The 18,652-nt window shown below is 72.9% G+C and carries 17 protein-coding genes; 11 read left to right on the top strand and 6 right to left on the bottom strand.

The genetic code is table 11. The features are described 5' to 3' along the window. Positions 1–60 precede the first annotated feature (60 nt). From Pma05_RS16990 to Pma05_RS16980, 3 genes are read left to right on the top strand one after another with little or no spacing between them, the layout of a single operon-like run. Positions 61–528: an NUDIX hydrolase gene (locus Pma05_RS16990; RefSeq protein ID WP_203858386.1), complete on the top strand. Its 468-nt coding sequence runs from the start codon at positions 61–63 to the stop codon at positions 526–528. After that, the gene (locus tag Pma05_RS16985; protein WP_203858385.1) at positions 522–1,334 is read left to right on the top strand and encodes a ribonuclease HII; all 813 of its coding nucleotides are present in this window, start codon (positions 522–524) and stop codon (positions 1,332–1,334) included. The genes Pma05_RS16990 and Pma05_RS16985 overlap by 7 nt, the downstream gene beginning before the upstream one ends. Next, positions 1,331–1,654, top strand: a complete 324-nt coding sequence (locus Pma05_RS16980) for a DUF2469 domain-containing protein (protein WP_007075222.1) — start codon at positions 1,331–1,333, stop codon at positions 1,652–1,654. The genes Pma05_RS16985 and Pma05_RS16980 overlap by 4 nt, the downstream gene beginning before the upstream one ends. Before the next feature lie 48 nt (positions 1,655–1,702). Here the strand turns inward: Pma05_RS16980 and Pma05_RS16975 are convergent, their stop codons facing one another. Continuing rightward, on the bottom strand, positions 1,703–2,902 hold the full coding sequence (locus tag Pma05_RS16975; protein ID WP_203858384.1) for a sulfite oxidase: 1,200 nt from the start codon (positions 2,900–2,902) through the stop codon (positions 1,703–1,705). A 430-nt stretch (positions 2,903–3,332) separates the two neighbouring features. Here Pma05_RS16975 and Pma05_RS16970 point away from each other — a divergent pair, with 430 nt between their 5' ends. Further along, positions 3,333–4,031 (top strand): murein hydrolase activator EnvC family protein, encoded by a 699-nt coding sequence (locus Pma05_RS16970; RefSeq protein ID WP_239312502.1) that lies wholly within the window; start codon positions 3,333–3,335, stop codon positions 4,029–4,031. 38 nt (positions 4,032–4,069) lie between these two features. On the opposite strand, the gene Pma05_RS16965 is transcribed toward Pma05_RS16970, so the two are convergent. The 4 genes from Pma05_RS16965 to Pma05_RS16950 all read right to left on the bottom strand — a co-directional run bounded on the left by Pma05_RS16965 (position 4,070) and on the right by Pma05_RS16950 (position 9,514). Continuing rightward, positions 4,070–5,260: an aminotransferase class V-fold PLP-dependent enzyme gene (locus Pma05_RS16965; RefSeq protein ID WP_203858382.1), complete on the bottom strand. Its 1,191-nt coding sequence runs from the start codon at positions 5,258–5,260 to the stop codon at positions 4,070–4,072. Positions 5,261–5,324: 64 nt separating this feature from the next. Beyond that, positions 5,325–6,266, bottom strand: a complete 942-nt coding sequence (locus Pma05_RS16960; protein ID WP_203858381.1) for a tyrosine recombinase XerC — start codon at positions 6,264–6,266, stop codon at positions 5,325–5,327. Positions 6,267–6,650: 384 nt separating this feature from the next. Beyond that, complete coding sequence (locus Pma05_RS16955; protein WP_239312591.1) at positions 6,651–7,850, bottom strand: DNA-processing protein DprA; 1,200 nt, start codon at positions 7,848–7,850, stop codon at positions 6,651–6,653. Between the two features lie 143 nt (positions 7,851–7,993). Beyond that, positions 7,994–9,514 carry a YifB family Mg chelatase-like AAA ATPase gene (locus Pma05_RS16950; RefSeq protein WP_203858379.1) on the bottom strand — a complete coding sequence of 507 codons (1,521 nt, stop codon included), beginning with the start codon at positions 9,512–9,514 and terminating at the stop codon, positions 7,994–7,996. A gap of 781 nt (positions 9,515–10,295) precedes the next feature. On the opposite strand from Pma05_RS16950, the gene Pma05_RS16945 reads away from it, so the two are divergent. Continuing rightward, positions 10,296–10,574, top strand: coding sequence for a hypothetical protein (locus tag Pma05_RS16945; RefSeq protein ID WP_203858378.1), 279 nt, complete (start codon positions 10,296–10,298; stop codon positions 10,572–10,574). 235 nt (positions 10,575–10,809) lie between these two features. Here Pma05_RS16945 and Pma05_RS16935 read toward each other — a convergent pair whose 3' ends face one another. After that, the gene (locus tag Pma05_RS16935; protein WP_203858376.1) at positions 10,810–11,169 is read right to left on the bottom strand and encodes a YraN family protein; all 360 of its coding nucleotides are present in this window, start codon (positions 11,167–11,169) and stop codon (positions 10,810–10,812) included. A 402-nt stretch (positions 11,170–11,571) separates the two neighbouring features. On the opposite strand from Pma05_RS16935, the gene Pma05_RS44010 reads away from it, so the two are divergent. The 6 genes from Pma05_RS44010 to Pma05_RS16905 all read left to right on the top strand — a co-directional run bounded on the left by Pma05_RS44010 (position 11,572) and on the right by Pma05_RS16905 (position 18,585). Then, positions 11,572–13,083: a hypothetical protein gene (locus Pma05_RS44010; protein ID WP_239312500.1), complete on the top strand. Its 1,512-nt coding sequence runs from the start codon at positions 11,572–11,574 to the stop codon at positions 13,081–13,083. 470 nt (positions 13,084–13,553) lie between these two features. Next, positions 13,554–14,429, top strand: coding sequence for a 30S ribosomal protein S2 (rpsB, locus tag Pma05_RS16925; RefSeq protein WP_203858375.1), 876 nt, complete (start codon positions 13,554–13,556; stop codon positions 14,427–14,429). Positions 14,430–14,584: 155 nt separating this feature from the next. Next, positions 14,585–15,415, top strand: coding sequence for a translation elongation factor Ts (tsf, locus tag Pma05_RS16920; protein WP_203858374.1), 831 nt, complete (start codon positions 14,585–14,587; stop codon positions 15,413–15,415). A 170-nt stretch (positions 15,416–15,585) separates the two neighbouring features. Beyond that, positions 15,586–16,353: a UMP kinase gene (gene pyrH, locus Pma05_RS16915; protein WP_239312498.1), complete on the top strand. Its 768-nt coding sequence runs from the start codon at positions 15,586–15,588 to the stop codon at positions 16,351–16,353. Positions 16,354–16,438: 85 nt separating this feature from the next. Continuing rightward, a complete protein-coding gene (frr, locus tag Pma05_RS16910; protein WP_203858708.1) occupies positions 16,439–16,996 on the top strand; it encodes a ribosome recycling factor in 558 nt (185 codons plus the stop codon). After that, positions 16,996–18,585 (top strand): phosphatidate cytidylyltransferase, encoded by a 1,590-nt coding sequence (locus tag Pma05_RS16905; RefSeq protein ID WP_203858373.1) that lies wholly within the window; start codon positions 16,996–16,998, stop codon positions 18,583–18,585. The genes frr and Pma05_RS16905 overlap by 1 nt, the downstream gene beginning before the upstream one ends. The last annotated feature ends 67 nt before the right edge of the window (positions 18,586–18,652 follow it).

Genomic DNA, 18,652 nt, shown 5'->3' with positions numbered 1-18,652 from the left:
GCGCCCGCGTCGGCCCGTGGCCGGCGGCGGGTCCGGCACCGGCGCGGCTAGGCTGACCGGGTGACCGTGTTCACCCCACGCCAGGCCGCCCGGGTGCTCCTGGTCGACGCCGACGGCCGGGTGCTGCTGTTCCGCGGCTGGGATCCGGCCCGCCCCGAACGCCGCTACTGGTTCACCCCGGGCGGCGGGCTGGATCCGGACGAGACACCGGCGGCCGGGGCCGCCCGCGAGCTGGCCGAGGAGACCGGGCTGCGGCTGCCCCCGGCCGAGTTCGGCGAGCCGATCCGGCAGGAGGTCACCGAGTTCAGTTTCGGCGGCCAGTGGTACCGGCAGGAACAGCAGTTCTTCCTCGTCCGGGTCACCGCCTTTGCGGTGGACACGGCCGGGTTCGACGCCGAGGAGCGGGACACGATCGACATCCACCACTGGTGGTCGATCGACGAGCTGGAGCGGACCACGGAACGGTTCTATCCGACCGACCTGCCCGAGCTGCTTCGCCGGGCGCTGGAGAGCGAGCAGCGGTGCTGACCCCACCCCGCACGGTGATCCGCCGCGAGGGCGGCATCTACGCCATGGAACGCGCCCTGCGGCGACGCGGCTTCCCGCACGTCGCCGGGGCCGACGAGGCCGGCCGGGGAGCCTGTGCCGGTCCGCTGGTGGCCGCCGCGGCGGTGCTGCCCGACGGCCGGCGCGGCGAGATCGAGGGGCTGACCGACTCGAAGCTGCTCACCCCGGCCGCCCGGGAGCGGATCTACGCCGAGGTGGTGGCCCGGGCGCTGGCGTACGCCGTGGTGGTCGTCCCGGCCGCGGAGGTGGACGCCCGAGGGCTGCACGTGTGCAACCTGGCGGCGATGCGCCGGGCGCTGGCCTCGCTCGCCCTGGTGCCGGACTACGTACTGACCGACGGGTTCGGGGTGGACGGGCTGGGCGTGCCGGGGCTGGCCGTCTGGAAGGGCGACCAGGTCGCCGCCTGCGTGGCGGCGGCGAGCGTGCTGGCCAAGGTCACCCGGGACCGGATCATGGTGGAGCTGGACGACCAGCATCCCGGGTACGGTTTCGCCGAGCACAAGGGATACATCACCGCCGAGCACAGCGCCGCGCTGGAGCGTCACGGCCCGTGCCCGGAACATCGCTTCTCGTACGTCAATGTCGCGACCGTCTCCGGCCGGGTCGGCCGGCCGCCGCGCTCCCGGCGCCCGGCGCACCTCGGTGGGATCGAGTCGATGGCGCACGGGGGCCGGGCAGGGGGTACCGTCGGCGTGGCGTTGGGCGAGCGGCTTCGGCCGTCGACGTTGGTGGGGGAAGATGTGGCCATGGAAGGCGGAGTGGGATGAGCGCGGAAGATCTCGAGAAGTACGAGACCGAGATGGAGCTCCAGCTCTATCGGGAGTACCGCGACATCGTTCGCCAGTTCTCCTACGTCGTGGAGACCGAGCGGCGGTTCTATCTGGCGAACCAGGTTGACCTGCACGTCCGCAACTCCGACGGTGAGGTCTACTTCGAGGTCGAAATGCACGACGCCTGGGTCTGGGATATGTACAGACCGGCGCGCTTCGTGAAAAATGTCCGAGTAATGACCTTCAAGGATGTCAACGTCGAAGAACTCGAAAAGCCGGACATCTCCCTTCCCGCTGATTCTGGATTCGGCGGTTGATCGTCGGCATTCCGGTGGTCCTCGGATCCGGCACCTGGCGGAACTGGCCTACCGCTCTGCGGTGACCACGACCGCCACCCGCTGGACCAGATTGTTCGCGAACCCACCCCGGTTCCACGGCTGCTCGATCGGCTGAGTACGCCCGGACGCGTCGGTGGCCCGCGCGCCGAGCGTGTACCGGCCCGGGGTCGCCGACCACTCGTACCGCCAGCGGCGCCACGCCCAGCGCTCGTCGACGACCGGCCCGTCCGGAGCCGACTCCGGCGACCGCCGCCCCACCGAACCCGCACCCGGACCCGAGTCGTTGCCTAGGTGCCCCGTTGGAGTGGCCGGGTCGAGGGTGGCGGGAGCCCAGCTGACACCCCCGTCCGTGGTCACCTCGACGGCGGTCAGCGGAGCGTACCCGGACCAGGCCCGGCCCTCCACGGTGCACGGTCCGGGGCGTACCACCCGGGTCCGGGACATGAAGTCCGGAAAGCCGGGCGGCTGGACCAGTGCCCGGGGCTCGATCCGGGTCACCGGAACACCCGGGTCGTCGGCGGAGGTACGGAGCCGGTAGGCCACGGCGTTCTGGTAGCCGTCGAACTCCCGGTCGAGCACGGTGATCCGGGTCAGCCACTTGACGTGTGCCATGCCGTACCAGCCGGGCACCACCAGGCGCAGCGGGGCGCCATGCTGGGGGAGCAGCGGGGCGCCGTTCATCTCGTACGCCAGCAGCACCTCCTCGCGCAGCGCCTCGGAGACCGGAAGCCCACGCTGGTAGTCCTGCTCGACGCCGCGCTCCACCCCGTGGTCGGCGCCGGTGAACACCACGTCGACGGCGTCCGCCGCGAGCCCCGCCTCGCGCAGCAGCGGCGCCAGTGGCGTGCCGGTCCATTCGGCGGTGCCGACCGCCTCGGAGAGCCACGGCTGGCTGACCGGCCGGGGCGTCAACAGGGCCCGACCGTTGCCGGCACACTCCAGGGTGACCCGCCGGGTGACCCGGGGCCGCTCCCGCAGGGCGGCGAGATCGAGGGTCAGCGGGCGCTCGACCCGTCCGTCGACGGTCAGCAGGTGCCGACCCGCGTCCAGGTCCGGGATGTCGTAATGGATGAGCAGATAGTGCAGGCCCACCGGGGTGACGTCATAGCGGAGCGCCTCCAGCGGCAGTGCGTGGTTGCGCGCGGCGAGCCCCAGTTCCTCGATGCTGATGCCCTCGTCGGGGTCGGCCAGCCGGGAAGGCCGACTCGCGTCCTCCACTGTGGTCATCGCCGCTCCTCCTCGATCCGGGGGATGTACGGGGTCCCGCCTCCGGCCGTCCAGCCTAGGCGAGCCGGGTGACCGGACCCGGAGCCGGCCCAGGTCACGGCCGGACGGTAAGCCTCGGCGGGTCGCTGGGACCTCAACCGGCGTCCGGGGTTTCGTGCTCTGGACGGAGTTCCCGCTCCAGCGGTGCTGCCGTCCCTGCCGCCACCGGCCCGGCCTGCGCGACGCGACGGCGGCGGCGGGGGTTGTGTCGTCTCCGGGGCGGTCGCCCGGGGCGGCATAGCAGATCATCGGGGTATCCGGGCGTTTTCCACAGCCGTGGTAGTTGTACACAGGGCGCGGTTCGGGGCGTTGCGGGGAGCACGCGGTGCCGCGACGCTGCACGACCATGACGAGGAGATGGCACGGCGGGGGACCGGCGATCCTGCTTTCGGTGTTACTACTGGCCCTGACACTGCCACCCGCCCGGTCCGACGCCGCCCCGACCGGCAGGGCGGTCCGGGATACCGCCACCCCGATCGGTGGGTCGGTCGGGGATACTGCGGCTCCGGGCTCGATCGCTGTTCGGGGCGGGGAGCCGGTGGCGGTGGTCTCGACCGCGAGCCCGGCGTGGGCGAGGTCGCAGCGACCGACCGCCAGGCTGCCGCACTGGTCGGCTCCGGTGCCCGGACGGTTCCGGTGGCCGCTCGACGGAGTGCCCCGGGTCGTCCGCCGGTTCGACCCGCCGCCGCAGCCCTGGGCGGCCGGGCACCGAGGCGTCGACCTGGCCGCCCCGCCCGGTGCCACGGTTCGGGCGGCCGGGCCCGGCGTGGTGTTCTTCGCTGGCATGGTGGCCGGCCGTCCGCTGGTCAGCGTCGCCCATGCCAACGGACTACGCACCACCTACGAACCGGTGCGGCCGGGACTGGCGGCCGGGGACGCGGTCAGGGCGGGCGATCCGCTCGGCGTGCTGCTGTCGGGGCACCCGGGCTGCGCGGCTGCCGGATCGGCCTGCCTGCACTGGGGCCTGCGCCGGGGCGACGAGTACCTCGATCCCCTGCTCCTGCTGGGCCTCGGCCGGGTCCGTCTGCTGCCGGTCGCGGCCGGCCGTCCAGCCCGGGCCGCCGGTCGGAATCGCCCCCGGGTGCCGTGACCGCGGGCGGCGGTCGATGACGCCCTCCGCGCGGCCGGTCAGGAGAGCGTGGCGAGCAGGGCGGGCAGGCGCTCAGCGAGGCGGTCATACTCGTCCGCCCGGTTGTAGATCTGGCCGGACAGCCGCAGCCAGCCTCGGTCGTGCCACGGATTGACGTTGACCTCCGCGCCGAGTTCGTCGCCGATCCGCTGCCGCAGCGCCACGGCGTCGGGAAAGGTGGTCGCGACGCCGGCCGGCAGGGGAAGGATCCGCATCGACACCGTCGGCCCGCCCGGGTCGATCAGGTCGGCCGGCGCGATCCCGAGAACCCGGCCGACCACCCGCTGCCCGTACGCGGCCAGTTCCGCGTTGTGCGTCCGCACCCGGTCCAGCCCGAGCGTACGGAGGGTGAACACGCCCACCGGTGCGGCGAGCCAGGCGGTGTAGTCGAGCGTCGCCTGCCATTCGACCCGGCTCGGAAAGCCAGCCTCCTCCTGCCATGAGACGGCCAACGGCTCGATCCGTGGTCGCCAACGGGGCGCCACCACCAGCACGGCGCTGCCCCGTGGGGCGTACCCCCACTTGTGCAGGTTGCCGACCCAGAAGTCGGCGCCGATGCTCTGCACCGGAGTCGCCAGCATTCCGGGCGCGTGCGCGCCGTCGACCAGTACCGGGACGTTGCGCTCCCGGGCCACCGCGGCGATCGCCGCCGCCGGAAAGAGCCGGGCGGTGGAGGAGGTGAGCTGGTCGACGATGAGCAGCTTGGTACGGCCCGGTCGGATCCCGGCCCGGACGATCTCGACGATCTCCTCGTCGGTGGCGGTCAGCGGCACGGTCAGGGTGCGCCGTACGGCCCCGGTCCGGCGCGCCTCCCGATCGACGGAGAGGGCGAACGAGCCGTACCCGTGGTCGGTGTCGACCACCTCGTCACCGGGCTGCAACCCGAGCGACTGGAGCACGATGGCGGCTCCGATGGAGACGTTGCCGACCAGCGCCGTCCCGTCCGGATCGGCGCCGAGGAAGCCGGCCAGGTGTCGGCGGGCGTGCGCGATCCGGTCGACGAGTCCCCGGTTGAAGAACCGCATCGGGTTGGCCTCGGTCTCGTCGCGCAGCCGCTGCTGAGCGCGCTGCACGCCGATCGGCACCGCCCCGTACGAGCCATGGTTGAGGTGGGCGACGCCGGGATCCAGCGAGAACAGCAGTCGGGCGCCGGGAATCGGCACGGGCGGCGGCGGCCCGGCAGTGCTCATTCGGCGATCGTAGCCCGGTGCCGATCGGGAACCGGCCGGGAACGTGTCATCCGGGTGAGGGGAGTCAGGCCCGAGGATGTGCCTGGCGGTACGCCGCCCGCAGCCGTTCCACCGATACGTGGGTGTAGATCTGTGTGCTCGACAGCGTGGCGTGCCCGAGAAGCTCCTGCACCGTACGCAGGTCGGCGCCGCCCTCCAGCAGATGGGTGGCGGCCGAGTGCCGTAGCCCGTGCGGGCTGATCCGGGGCAGTCCCGCCGCGCGGGCGTAGTCGGCGACGATCCGGCGTACCACGGTGGGCTGGAGCCGCCCGCCGCGTACCCCGAGCAGCAGTGCCGCGCCACTGCCCGGCCCGGCCAGGCGGGTCCGGCCGTTCCGGAGCCAGTCGTCGAGTGCCCGCTGCGCCGGCAGCCCGTAGGGCACCGTGCGTTCCTTGGCGCCCTTGCCCAGGACCCGGACCACTCGCCGGGCCGGGTCGACGTCGCCGAGGTCCAGACCGCACAGTTCGCCGACCCGGATGCCGGTGGCGTAGAGGAGTTCGAGGACCGCCCGGTCCCGCGACGATTCCGCAGACCCGGCCTCCCCGGGCGCCCCCACCAACTCGCTCGCCTGGTCGGCCCGGAGCACGGCCGGCAGTTCCCGGTGTGCCCGTGGACTGGCCAACTGGGTACCGACGTCGGCGTCCAGCAGCCCGGCCCGGTGCGCCCAGGCGGTGAAGGTACGGGCGGACGCGGCGCGGCGGGCCAGCGAGGCGCGGGCGGCCCCGAGAGTACGCAGCTTCGCCAGCCAGCTTCGCAACACGGTGATGTCGAGGTCTCGGGGCGCGGCGCAACCCATCCGGCCGGCATGGTCGAGCAGCGACACCACATCCGCGACGTACGCCCGGACGGTGTGCGTCGACCGGTTCTCGACCGAGGCGAGGTGCTGGGCGAAGTCGTCGACGCTTTCCCGGAAGGGCGGTGTCAGGGCCTCGTGCCGGGCGCGGGTACTGCGACTGGGCTGGCTCATCACCCGCGACGGTGTACCTCGGGCGTCGGCTACGTCAAGCCGGCTCGCCGTGACCCGACACCGCCCCGAGCCGTCCGGGGAGAGGGTCGGCGGGGTGTGCGAGAACCCCTGCGTCCCGGTGGTCGCCACCCGACCACGGCTCCGGTCACACGCCGCACCTCGGCGCCGCCAGGTGGCCCGGGAACCCCTGGCTGGGCACGTCTTGCCGCTCGGGCTCGCGCTCGCACACGCCCTCGGCCGGGCACGTCTCGCCGGTCCGGGGCTCGTGGTCGCACACGCCCTCGGCCGGTCACGCCTTGCCGGTCGGGCTCGTGGTCGCACACGCCCTTGGCCGGGCACGTCTCGCCGGTCGGGGCTGGTGGACGCACACGCCGGCAGCCCTGTTCACCGGACGGGCTGACCGGACGGAGCGCGGCCGGGTCGGGTAGCCGCCGGAGCGAGGGTGTATCCCCCGTCCCGGCGGAGCACCAGACCCAACTGCTCCAGCAGGGAGAGCTTGCGCAGAGCGGTACGCAGGTCGAGGCCGGTCCGCGCGGCGAGGACGTCCGGACCGAGCGGGCCGCGTCGGGGAACCGACTCCAGGATCAGCGCGGACTCGTCGTCGAGCGCATCCTGCGGGCGGTCGGGACCACGAACCGGCGGAGCGAGGTCGGCACCGATCCGTCCCACCTCCTCGAGGATGTGCGGCACGCCGGTGACCAGTCGTGCCTCGGGATATTCACGGAGCAGTTCGTGTGCCCCGACCGACATCGCGGAGGTGACCGGCCCGGGCACCACCATCGACGGTCGCTCCATCGCGATCGCCCGGCGCAGCGTCTGGGTGGCACCGCTGCGGGCCGCCGCCTCGACCACCAGGGTGCCGGCGGTCGCGGCGGCGATCACCCGGTTACGGATCAGGAACCGTGGCCGCAGCGGCTCGGCCCCGGGCGGCCACTCACTGACCAGCAGGCCGACATCGGCGATCCGGTCGAAGAGCGCGGTGTTGCCCATCGGATATGGCCGGTCGACACCGCAGGCGAGGACCGCCACGGTCAGGCCACCGGCGTTCAGGGCGCCCCGGTGCGCCGCCGCGTCGATGCCGAACGCGCCACCGGAGACGACGGCCCAGCCCCGCTCGGCCAGACCGAAGGCGATCTCGGTGGCGACGTGCAGCCCGTACGGCGTGGCGGCCCGGGACCCGACCACCGCCACCGACCGTTGCAGCGCCTCGCCGAGCGACCAGGCACCGCGTACCCAGAAGCAGAGCGGTGGTGCCGTCTCCTGGTCGACCCTGCGATCGGCACCGGGCAGGCTGAGCTTGTCGAGGCTCAGCAGCCGGGTCGGCCACTCCGGGTCGGCGGGAGTCACCAGGCGCGCGCCGAGCCGCTCGGTCTGCTCGGCGGCGGTGAGCGCGACCTGCCACGGGTCTCCGGCGGCCAGCCGGGACTCGACCGTTGCCCGCAGCCGCTGGTCCGGGACCTTCCCGGCGAGCAGTCGGCGCAGTGCCCCGACCGCTCCGACCTGCCGCACCAGGCGGAACACCGCCCGGGTACCGGGCTCGAAGAGCCAGGTCAGAGCGATACGTGCCAGCCGGTCCTCGTCCATCGCCACCGTCCCGTCCAGCTCCGGAATCGGATCGCTCGACGGCTCGGTCTCCGGATCCGAGCTGGGGTGCGGTGGTCGCACCGGATCGAGCGGTGGCTCGGGATCGCGGCTCGGCGCGGCCGGAGCGGGGCGTGCTGGTCTGGTCATGTGATGCTCCCGGTACGAAGTTGGGTCGCTTCGTGCACGTCACCGGCATCGGGACGTTGCCGACCGTCAAGGTCGGCGATGCTCCAGGCCAGCCGGATCACCCGGTCGAAGCCACGGGCGGAGAGCGCGCCGCTGTCCAGCAGCCGACGCAGCGCGTACGTGTCGTTTGCCGGCAATCGCCACCGGGGATGGCGCAGCTGCGGCCCCGGCACCTCGGCGTTGACCCGCCAACCGCCGACGGCCCACCGGGCAGCGGCGGCGGCCCGAGCTTTGCCGACCCGTTCGGCGACCACGGCGGACGACTCGATGGTCTGCTCGGCGGCCATCAGTTCCGCCGCACGTAGTGGGCTCACCGTCACCTGCACGTCCAGCCGGTCCAGCAGCGGGCCGGAGAGCCGACCGAGGTAGCGGCGGCGGGCTAGTGGCGTGCACTCGCACGAGATGTCGCCGGAGGGTTTCGCACAGGGGCACGGGTTGGCCGCCACCACCAGTTGGACCCGGGCGGGATATTCCGTGCCGCCCCGGGCTCGGGTCAGCACGATCCGGCCGCTCTCCAGCGGTTGGCGCAGCGCCTCCAGCGCGCCCCGGGCATATTCGGGAGCCTCGTCGAGAAATAGCACCCCACGATGGGCCAACGACACGGCGCCGGGCCGGGCCAGCCCCGATCCGCCGCCGACCAGCGAGGCGACCGTCGCCGTGTGGTGCGGGGCCTGGAACGGCGGTCGGCGCAGCAGTTGCCCGTCCGGCGGCAGCAGGCCGGCGATCGAGTGCAGCGCGGTCACTTCCAGGGCGGCCTCGTCGTCCAACTCGGGCAGGATCGAGGGCAGGCGCTCGGCCAGCATCGTCTTGCCAGCCCCGGGCGGGCCGAGCAGGGCCAGGTGGTGCCCACCGGCCGCGGCCACCTCCAGGGCACGTCGCCCGAGACCCTGCCCGGCGACGTCGGCGAGATCGGGCCCGGGGCGGGGTGGCACCGCCGGCGGGGACGGCGGATCGAGCAGCGGCGCACCGTCCCGGATGAAGGCCACCAGCCGGTGCAGGGTGTCGACCGCCCGGACCCGTACCCCTGGTACGACCGACGCCTCGGCAGCGTTGTCCAGTGGTACGACCACCCGGGTGATGCCGGCCAGGGCCGCCGCCGCGACCATCGGCAGTACGCCCCGGACCGGTCGGACCGTCCCGTCGAGCCCCAACTCGCCGAGGACGGCGACCTGGTCGAGCGGGGCGAGTGGCATCTCGCCCGAACCGCCGAGCAGCGCCGCCGCGATGGCGAGGTCGAACGCCGAACCGTGCTTCGGCAGCGTTGCCGGCAGCAGGTTGACGGTGATCCGGCGGTTCGGCCAGCGCTGGCCGGAGTTGACGATCGCGGCGCGTACCCGGTCTCGGGCCTCGTTGAGTGCGGTGTCGGGCAGTCCGGACAGCACGACGGTGGGCAGACCGGTGGCCAGGTCGGCCTCGACCTCGACGACGTGCCCGGTCACCCCGACCAGTCCCACGCAGAGCACTCTGGCGTAACTCATCGGTGGAGCCCGGTGGAGCTGTCTCGCGGTATCGGCATGGATTCGACGGTGCCCGGACCGGATTCGATGGGAGGTCCCGGCGGAGTGGCCTGTGGACAACCGAGGCCCCTGTGGATGTCCGGACGATCAAGCGGTGACTGTGCTATGCGCCCGTCGACCCTGCCCCGTCGACCTGCGCGTACGGTCAGTCCGGGAACCGTCGACAGGAAGTCCCGGGCCGGCGGACCGCCCAGCCAGGTGTCGGAGTCGACCAGGATGAACCGCCAGCATCCCCTGGCCCATCTCGGCCGAGGTCACGTCGACCGTGGTGCGGGGACCACCCCTCGTTCGCGGCGCTTGCGTGCCCGCTCGGGTACGGCGCCGGCCGACAGCCCCGGGGCGGGTCTTCGCCGTCGCCTGGGACGGAGTGCCCTGCGTCGACCCGGACGCGCACTCTCCCGGCCTGCGGCGCGATGCAGGAGAGGCCGGCGCCGAACCGGTCGACCGGTCCAGCCGGTCAGCTCCGGGGTTTGCCGGGCGTGGTTCGGGCTTTGCGACCTGGTGTCGACCATCGGTCCAGGGCTGGACCCGGTCGAGGAGTCCGTGCAGGAGCGCGACGACCTCGGCCGGGGAGGTACGCCACGGCCTGCTCGCCCACCGTGACCTCGAAGCCGCACCGTCGCGGGTCCAGCGCGGAGAACCCGGGGAAAGAGGCGGAGAACACCCGGGGAAAGAGTTTGACGCCAGGCTCGGCGAGCATCGCCTCGCCGGCCCGTTCGACGTCCCGCCGCGAGGCGGGGAGGTGGACGTGGAAGAGTGGCATCTGCGGCGGATCGGGCCGGACCAGCGCCACACCATCGGTGTTGATCGCATCGGCGATCGCGATCGCGTGCTCCCGGAACGCCGGCATCCGGGGCAGCAGGTTGTCCAGGCCGGCAGGTCCGGCCAGCGCCAGTGGCCAGGCATCGTGGATCGCTCCGCCCAGCCGGCTCCGGCACAGCGCCGCCTCCGCGCTGGTCGCGGCGTCGGCGGCGAGAACGGCGCCCCGGATGCCGAGCAGGGCCTTGCAGAGCGAGGTTAGACCGTGTCGAACAGGCCGGCGATCTCCGCGAACGGGCGGCGGTGGTAGGTCTGCGCCTCCCAGATCCGGGCGCCGTCCAGATGCGCCGCCGCGCCCCGGGACGGGACGGCCGCGACCTGCTCGCGTAGCTCGTCCCACCCGGGCAGTTGCCCGCCGATGTCGGGCGGGACCCGGGTGAGGGTATGCGGACGGGTCGCTTCTGGTTGCCATTTCTGGCAACAAGAGATCGTCGTACTCAGAACGCCGCTCGCAGGTGCTCGACCCGGGCAGGGCCGCTGCGCGCCGGGTACACCTCGACGACGTCGAACCGGATCTGCTCCGGATGTGCCCCGCTGGTCCGTAACCACTCGATGGCCAACTGGCGCAGCCGGCGCGCCTTGTCGCCCACCACCGCCTCGGCCGGGGTGCCGAACGTGTCGCCCCGCCGGGTCTTGACCTCGCAGAAGGCGAGGACGTCGCCCTCCCAGGCGATGATGTCGATCTCGCCGCCGGTACACCGCCAGTTGCGGGCCACCACCCGCAGCCCCGCTTCGGTCAGGTGCCGTACGGCACACCGCTCCCCGTACGCCCCGACCGCCTGTCTCGCCGCTGTCATGGCTGGACCCTGGCCCCGGCCGGCGCGCGGGACAACCCTCGACGTGCCCGGCTGTGGATATCGGGGGTGCTGTGGACGGTCGGACGATCAAGCACTTCGGCTGCTATAAGAGCCACTCCGGCCACAGGCCGCCCCGAGGCCGGATCACCCGCACCCAGCCGGATCACCCGTATCCAGGACGTGACGCCGCCCGTTCGGCCGGGACGTTGGTCGTCTGGACCGGGACGCTGGTCACCCGGGACGGGACGCCGGCCGTCCGGGCCGGGGCGGCGACGCCGGTCCCGCCGGGGCCTCGGCCGACGTGTGGGAGGGGCGTGACCCAGTGACGGGCACCTCACCGACGACCGACGGTGGTGCGGTCAACTGGCGGGTAGCCGGGCAGGTCACATACGGTGCGTGGCCGTGGAGCAGCAACGCAACTTCCCGGAAGAACAGGCGCCCGGCTGGCGGTCCGACGGCCGTGGCTATCCCGACCAGCGATGGCCCGGCGTCGGCGAGGACCGGCACCCCGGTACGGAGCAGTCGGCCGCGTCGACCCCGCGCGGCGGTCCAGCGCCGGACGGCCGGTACGGCCAGCCCTTCGAGGCCGGCACCGAGCGGTACGCCGATCCGACCCGGTACGGCGCAGCCGGACCGGACCAGTACCAGGTGCCGGACCCGCGTGGCGGGAACCCTTTGGACGGCGGCTCCGGCGCGACCCCCGGATCCGACTTGCGGGGTTTCCCCGGCTTCGTGCCGACCGTCGCCTCTGATCCGGCCCGGTCCTCCCTGGAGGTGCCGTTGCCGAGCTTCGGCGCCGCCCCGATCGGGGCCGGTTCCGGGCATTCGCCCAGCCCATGGGCGGCGGGCCCGATCGGGCAGGTCGGCGACACGGCATCCGGCGCCGCCGACGTCACCGCTCGCATCCAGTCCCCGGACACCACGAGCCGCATTCCCGTCGGGACGGGGCACGAGACCGTTCCCGCCACCCCGGACGAGGGGCGGGTCGCCGGGCGACACGATGCCGGCCCACCCGCGCCGGAGGAGGGCTGGGGTGCCGGGCGGCACGGCGTCGCACCGGCCGAACCGGGTCACTCGGCTGCCGCGTTCACCGAACCGGGTCGGCCGACTGCCGGGTCCGCCGATCCGGGTCAGTCGGCTGCCGCGTTCGCCGATCAGGGACGGTCGGCTGCCGGGTCCGCCGATCCGGGGCGCTCGTCCATGACGGCTGACCCGAGCCGGTCGCCGCTGAGCGGGTACCCGATCGTGCAGCCGGGCCGTGGCGGCGACTCCGGCCTGCCAGGCCGTGGCGGCGACCCGGTCCAGCCGGGCCGTGGCGGCGACCCGGTCCAGCCGGGCAGTGCCGGCGATTCCGGCCTGCCGGGCCGTCGGGACGACCCCGGCCAGCCGGGGCACGGCTTCGACCAGGCCGGCGTGCTGGACCAGCCGACCAACCTGGTGCCGCAGGTCGATCGGCGAGCCGGCGCGGGCGGCGTACCGATCGGTGCCGGCCTGGCGAGCCAGCACAGCGAGCCGATCGACCACGCGACGCCGCACCGGCCGACCGCCCCGGGAGCGCCGGGCCACCCGGCGCCGGGTCTGCCCGGTGGACTCGGCCTGCCGGCCGGTGACGGCGTGTACCGGACCCGCCGGCCCGTCCTGGCCGTGGTCCTGGCGGTGCTCGCGGTGATCTTCGAGGTGCCGGCGGTACGCCTGCTTCTCGACGGTGCGCTCGGCGATCCGGTCCTGCCGTCGGCGGTACTCTCCGGGATCTTCCTGGTGCTGGGGTTGCCGATCTTCGCCGCCGGTCTGTACGGCCTCGTCACCAGCGCCGCAGCCCTGGCCGATCCGGGTCGGGCCTGGCTTCGCCCACCGACCGGGTATCTCACCGTCGGCCTCGTGCTCTTCGTCGCGGCGGCACTCGCCGCCGGCTGACGGGCCGCCCGTCGGCCGCTGTCCGGGCGCCGGGTGACGGCAGTGCAGGGGCGACGGCAGTTCAGGGCGACGGCCGGTCGGGGTGACGGCGACCGGAGGTACCCCGAACGGGGGCGCGGGACGGGACTGGCGGCCCGGCCGGTCCGGAGGGTGACGACCGGACCGGCCGGGCCGGGACGCCCCGAAACCGGGCACTGCCCACGGGGTTCGGCGGCCGGGTTGGACCGGATCCGCCGGTGAGCGGTGGTGGGTGGGGGTTTGTGTGCTGCTGGGTACGGCGGGGCGTACACTTGGCGATTGGCGACCGCCCCGTGCGGTCGACCTCGCGTGCCCTCCCCACGGTCCGTCCGTGGGGCGACGGCCCCCTGGTCCCGATTCCGATCGGGTCCGCCATGGCCGGCGACCAGGCGCCAGGACGCCAGGCCGCCGGCCCGGCGTGACAACCAGGGACAACTAAGGAGCACCCCACCATGGCCGTAGTGACCATGCGCCAGCTGCTGGAGAGCGGTGTCCACTTCGGGCACCAGACCCGGCGCTGGAACCCGAAGATGAAGCGCTTCATCTTCACCGAGCGCAACGGCATCTACATCATCGACCTGCGGCAGACCCTCGACTACATCGAGAAGGCCTTCGAATTCGTGCGCGGGACCGTCGCCGAGGGTGGCAGCATCCTCTTCGTTGGCACCAAGAAGCAGGCCCAGGAGGCGATCGCCGAGCAGGCGACCCGGGTCGGCCAGCCGTACGTCAACCACCGCTGGCTCGGCGGCATGCTGACCAACTTCCAGACGGTCTACAAGCGGCTCCAGCGGATGAAGGAGCTCGAGGCCCTCGGCGACCTGTCGGGCACCGCGCAGGGCTACACCAAGAAGGAGACCCTCCAGCTCTCCCGCGAGAAGGACAAGCTGACCCGCACCCTCGGTGGCCTGCGGGACATGCAGAAGGTCCCCGCCGCGATCTGGGTGGTCGACACCAAGAAGGAGCACATCGCCGTCGACGAGGCCCGCAAGCTGGGCATCCCGGTGATCGCCGTGCTCGACACCAACTGCGACCCGGACGAGGTCGACTTCCCGATCCCGGGTAACGACGACGCGATCCGCTCCGCCGAGCTGCTGACCAAGGTCATCGCGGCGGCCGTCGGCGACGGTCTGATCGCCCGTTCCGGCAAGCGCCGCGGCACCGACGAGAAGCCGGAGCCGGGTGTGGTCGGTGCCGACGAGCCGCTCGCCGAGTGGGAGCGCGAGCTGATCGAGGACAACGAGAAGAAGGCGACCGGCGAGGCGGAGCAGAAGGCGGCCGGCGAGGCGGAGCAGAAGGCCGGCGAGCCGGCGGGCGTCGCCGCCGAGTGACCTTCGTTTCGGGTTCCGCCGGCTGATCGTCCGGCCGGCGGACCCCGATCGGGTACGAGGCACGGCGGATCCCGATCCGGGTAAGCCGTACAAGACCATCCGGGTAATCCGCAGAAGACCACGAATCAGCCGCGTTACACACCGAAGAGAGAGTCATGTCCAACTTCACCGCCGCGGACGTCAAGAAGCTCCGGGACCTCACCGGCGCCGGCATGATGGACTGCAAGAAGGCCCTCATCGAGGCCGAGGGCGACTTCGACAAGGCTGTCGAGGTCCTGCGCGTCCAGGGCGTCAAGGACGTCGGCAAGCGGGCCGGCCGGACCGCCGCCAATGGTCTGGTGGCGCACTCCGGCAAGGCACTGCTCGAACTCAACTGCGAAACGGACTTCGTCGCCAAGAACGCCGACTTCGTCGCGTTCGCGCAGCTCCTGGTGGAGCACGGCGCGCAGGCCGGGGTCGTCGACGCCGAGGGTCTGCTCGGCAGCACGCTGCCCGACGGCCGGACCGTCGCCGACGCCGTACAGGAGCAGTCCGCCAAGATCGGCGAGAAGCTGGTGCTCAACCGCTTCGCCGCGGTGGACGGGACCGTCGCGGTCTACCTGCACCGCAAGGCGCAGGACCTGCCGCCGCAGGTCGGCGTGCTGGTGGAGTACGCGGGCAAGGCCGACGAGGCGGCCGACGCCGACGCGCGCGGTGTCGCCATGCAGATCGCCGCGATGCGCCCGAAGTACCTGACCCGGGACGAGGTGCCGGCCGAGACCGTCGCGTCGGAGCGGCGCATCGCCGAGCAGACCGCCCGCGAGGAGGGCAAGCCCGAGGCCGCCCTGCCGAAGATCATCGAGGGTCGGGTCAACGCGTTCTTCAAGGACTACGTCCTGATCGAGCAGGCGTCGGTCGCCGACAACAAGAAGTCGGTCAAGCAGGTGCTGGCCGGGGCCGGCATCGAGGTGACCCGGTTCGTCCGGTTCGAGGTCGGCCAGGCCTGACCGCTACCGTGGGCCCGGATCGCCGCGACTTGGGCCCACGGCGGAGTCGACACGGACGGGAGGCCGCAGGTGTACGTGACGGACACCGCGGCCTCCTCGTCACGTAGGGTCAGCAGCGGCAGGTTGGCTGAACTGGGCGCCGGCGTACCGGCGTGGGAAAGGCGGGTCGGATGACGCAGGTTGTGAATGACCGGACCCTCGCGGCGGACGATCCGACGGCACCGCCGCCCGGGCGAGCCCGCCGGGTGGTGCTGAAGCTCTCCGGCGAGGTCTTCGGCGGTGGGGCGATCGGCGTCGATCCGGACGTCGTCCAGGCCATCGCGCGGCAGATCGCAACCGTGGTACGCCGGGGTGTGCAGGTCTCGGTGGTGGTCGGCGGCGGCAACTTCTTCCGTGGCGCGGAGTTGCAGAAGCGTGGCATGGACCGGGCCCGGGCCGACTACATGGGCATGCTCGGCACCGTGATGAACTGCCTCGCGCTCCAGGACTTCCTGGAGAAGGAGGAGATCGAGACCCGGGTGCAGAGCGCGATCACGATGGCCCAGGTGGCCGAGCCGTACATCCCGCTGCGGGCCATCCGGCACCTGGAGAAGGGCCGGGTAGTGATCTTCGGCGCCGGCGCCGGCATGCCGTACTTCTCCACCGACACCGTCGCCGCGCAGCGGGCCCTGGAGATCCGCGCCGACGTGGTGCTGATGAGCAAGAACGGGGTGGACGGCGTCTACACCGCCGATCCGCGTACCGACCCCGACGCCAGCAAGCTTGACAAGATCACCTTCTCCGAGGTGCTGCGTCGGGGCCTCCGGGTCGCCGACGCCGCCGCGTTCAGCCTCTGCGAGGAGAATGGCCTGCCGATGCTGGTGTTCGGCGCCGAGGGCGACGACACCATCATCCGGGCGGTCGCGGGCGAGCCGATCGGCACGTTGATCACGACGTGAGTCGGGCAGGGACCCGGGCCGACGGGTGGGGGCCCGGGTGGAGTATTTCGGGAGCAGCAGCCAGCAGAGGGAGGCGAAGGAGCAGGTGATCGACGACACCCTCCTCGAGTCCGAGGAGAAGATGGAGCGCGCGGTCGAGCACGCCAAGGAGGAGTTTGGCGCCATCCGTACCGGGCGGGCCACTCCGGCGATGTTCTCCAAGATCATTATCGACTACTACGGCAGTCCCACCCCGCTGACCCAGATGGCCTCCGTCGGAGTGCCCGAACCGCGGATGGCGATCATCAAGCCGTACGACGCGTCGCAGTTGCAGGCCATGGAGAAGGCGATCCGCGACTCCGACCTCGGCGTGAACCCCAACAACGAGGGCAACCAGCTGCGCATCCTGCTGCCGCAGATGACCGAGGAGCGGCGCCGGGACATGATCAAGGTGGCCCGGCACAAGGGTGAGGAAGCCAAGGTGGCGATCCGGAACATCCGTCGGCGCGGCAAGGAGGAACTCGACCGCATCGTCAAGGACGGCGAGGCGGGCGAGGACGAGGGCCGGCGTGCCGAGAAGGAACTCGACGACCTCACCCACAAGTACGTCTCCCACGTCGACGAGTTGGTGAAACACAAGGAAACCGAGTTGCTCGAGGTCTGATGTCCCACGTCGACCCCTACGGCGATACCGCCGAGCCGCGTGGCTGGCAGCGGCCGGAGCAACCACGTGGCCCGGAGTGGTCCCGTGGCCCGGGACACCAGGACGGGCCGTCGGGCCGACAGTGGCCGGCCGGCGACGACGACGCCTGGGCTCGGGCGCGGCGCGGCGGTGCCGCGCCCGACGCCTATTCGGCCCCGACGGACGCGTATCCGATCACCTCGGAGTCCTATCCGGCCGCCCCGGAGGCGTACCCCTCCTCGGCGGACGCCTACCCGGGCGGGCCGTACCCCGGCCGGGGCGGGGCGTACCCGGGCACGCCCGGGGATCGTCCCGAGGAGGCGTACCAGGACCCGGCGGACGGGTACCGGGGCCCGGCGGACGGGTACCGGGCCGCGCCGAACGGCCATCCGGGGGCGGCGGAGACGTATCCGGCAGCACCGGAGGGCTATCCGGGGGCGGGTGACGGCTACTCCGACGCCGACCGGCGGGGAGGGTCGACCGGGCACCGCAACGGCCAGCGGGCCGAGGGCGTACCGGATCCGACGGCGGAGTGGCGTTCTCCCGAGCCGGCGCGTTCCGAGGAGGGCGCGGCGGCGTACCGCGATCGGGCCGACCGCGCCCGAAACCGTGCCGAGCCGGCGGCGGACGCCCCGACCAACCCGGTCGGCTGGCCGCTCGTCGACCCGGATCCGCAACCGGACCCTGACCCGGCGCCGCCCGGCCGTCCCGGCCCGGGCCGGCGTCGGGCGACCCGGTCCGGCAAGCCCGCCGGGCAGTCCCGGGCCGGCCGGAACCTGCCGGCCGCGATCGGCGTCGGCCTCGGGCTCGGCGCGGCGATCGTCGTGCCGCTCTTCCTGTTCCGCCCGGCGTTCCTGGTCGTGGTGGCGCTCGCGGTCGCCGTCGGCATCTGGGAGATGACCCGGGCGGTACGCCCCGCCGGAATGCACCCGCCGCTCGTGCCGCTGGTCGCCGGCGGGCTGCTGATGGTCGGGCTGGCCTGGTGGGCCGGTCCGGACGCGCTCAGCCTCGGGCTGCTGGTCACCGTGCTGGCCACCATGGTCTGGCGGCTCGGGGACGGGCCGGCCGGTTACCAACGGGACATGATCGCGGCCACCCTGATCGCGGTCTACGTGCCGTTCCTCGGCGGGTTCGCGGCGCTGCTCGCCGCCGAGCCGGCCGACGGCGAGCTGCGGGTGCTGGTCACCCTGGTCGCGGTGGTCCTCTCCGACACCGGCGGGTACGCCGCCGGAGTGGCCTTCGGCAAGCATCCGATGGCCCCCTCGGTGAGCCCGAAGAAGTCCTGGGAGGGCTTTGCCGGCTCGGTACTGGCGGCTGCGCTGGGCAGCTCGCTGCTGCTGGCGTACCTGCTCGACGTGGAGTTGTGGTGGGGCGCGCTCTTCGGGGTGGCGGTCTCGGTCGCGGCCGTCCTCGGCGATCTCGCCGAATCCATGATCAAGAGAGACCTCAAGGTCAAGGACATGAGCAACCTGCTGCCGGGGCACGGTGGGCTGATGGACCGGCTGGACTCGATCCTCTTCGCGGTGCCCACCGCGTACCTACTGTTGGCGATCTTCGTCCCGGCCGGCTGAGAGGTGAGATGAGCCCGCCCATCCGCGAGCTGCGAGCCTGGTCACGGGTTCGGCACCTCCGGCCAGG

This window comes from Plantactinospora mayteni (genome assembly GCF_016862935.1).
Taxonomy (GTDB): domain Bacteria; phylum Actinomycetota; class Actinomycetes; order Mycobacteriales; family Micromonosporaceae; genus Plantactinospora; species Plantactinospora mayteni.
This window is presented reverse-complemented; position numbering and strand designations above follow the sequence as displayed.

Coding starts and splice junctions, on each gene's coding strand:
- Pma05_RS16950 (WP_203858379.1), bottom strand. CDS start 9,514: ATGAGTTACGCCAGAGTGCTCTGCGTGGGACTGGTCGGGGTGACCGGG.
- Pma05_RS16980 (WP_007075222.1), top strand. CDS start 1,331: ATGAGCGCGGAAGATCTCGAGAAGTACGAGACCGAGATGGAGCTCCAG.
- rpsB (WP_203858375.1), top strand. CDS start 13,554: ATGGCCGTAGTGACCATGCGCCAGCTGCTGGAGAGCGGTGTCCACTTC.
- Pma05_RS16975 (WP_203858384.1), bottom strand. CDS start 2,902: ATGACCACAGTGGAGGACGCGAGTCGGCCTTCCCGGCTGGCCGACCCC.
- pyrH (WP_239312498.1), top strand. CDS start 15,586: ATGACGCAGGTTGTGAATGACCGGACCCTCGCGGCGGACGATCCGACG.
- Pma05_RS16960 (WP_203858381.1), bottom strand. CDS start 6,266: ATGAGCCAGCCCAGTCGCAGTACCCGCGCCCGGCACGAGGCCCTGACA.
- Pma05_RS16965 (WP_203858382.1), bottom strand. CDS start 5,260: ATGAGCACTGCCGGGCCGCCGCCGCCCGTGCCGATTCCCGGCGCCCGA.
- Pma05_RS16905 (WP_203858373.1), top strand. CDS start 16,996: ATGTCCCACGTCGACCCCTACGGCGATACCGCCGAGCCGCGTGGCTGG.
- tsf (WP_203858374.1), top strand. CDS start 14,585: ATGTCCAACTTCACCGCCGCGGACGTCAAGAAGCTCCGGGACCTCACC.
- Pma05_RS16935 (WP_203858376.1), bottom strand. CDS start 11,169: ATGACAGCGGCGAGACAGGCGGTCGGGGCGTACGGGGAGCGGTGTGCC.
- Pma05_RS16955 (WP_239312591.1), bottom strand. CDS start 7,850: ATGGACGAGGACCGGCTGGCACGTATCGCTCTGACCTGGCTCTTCGAG.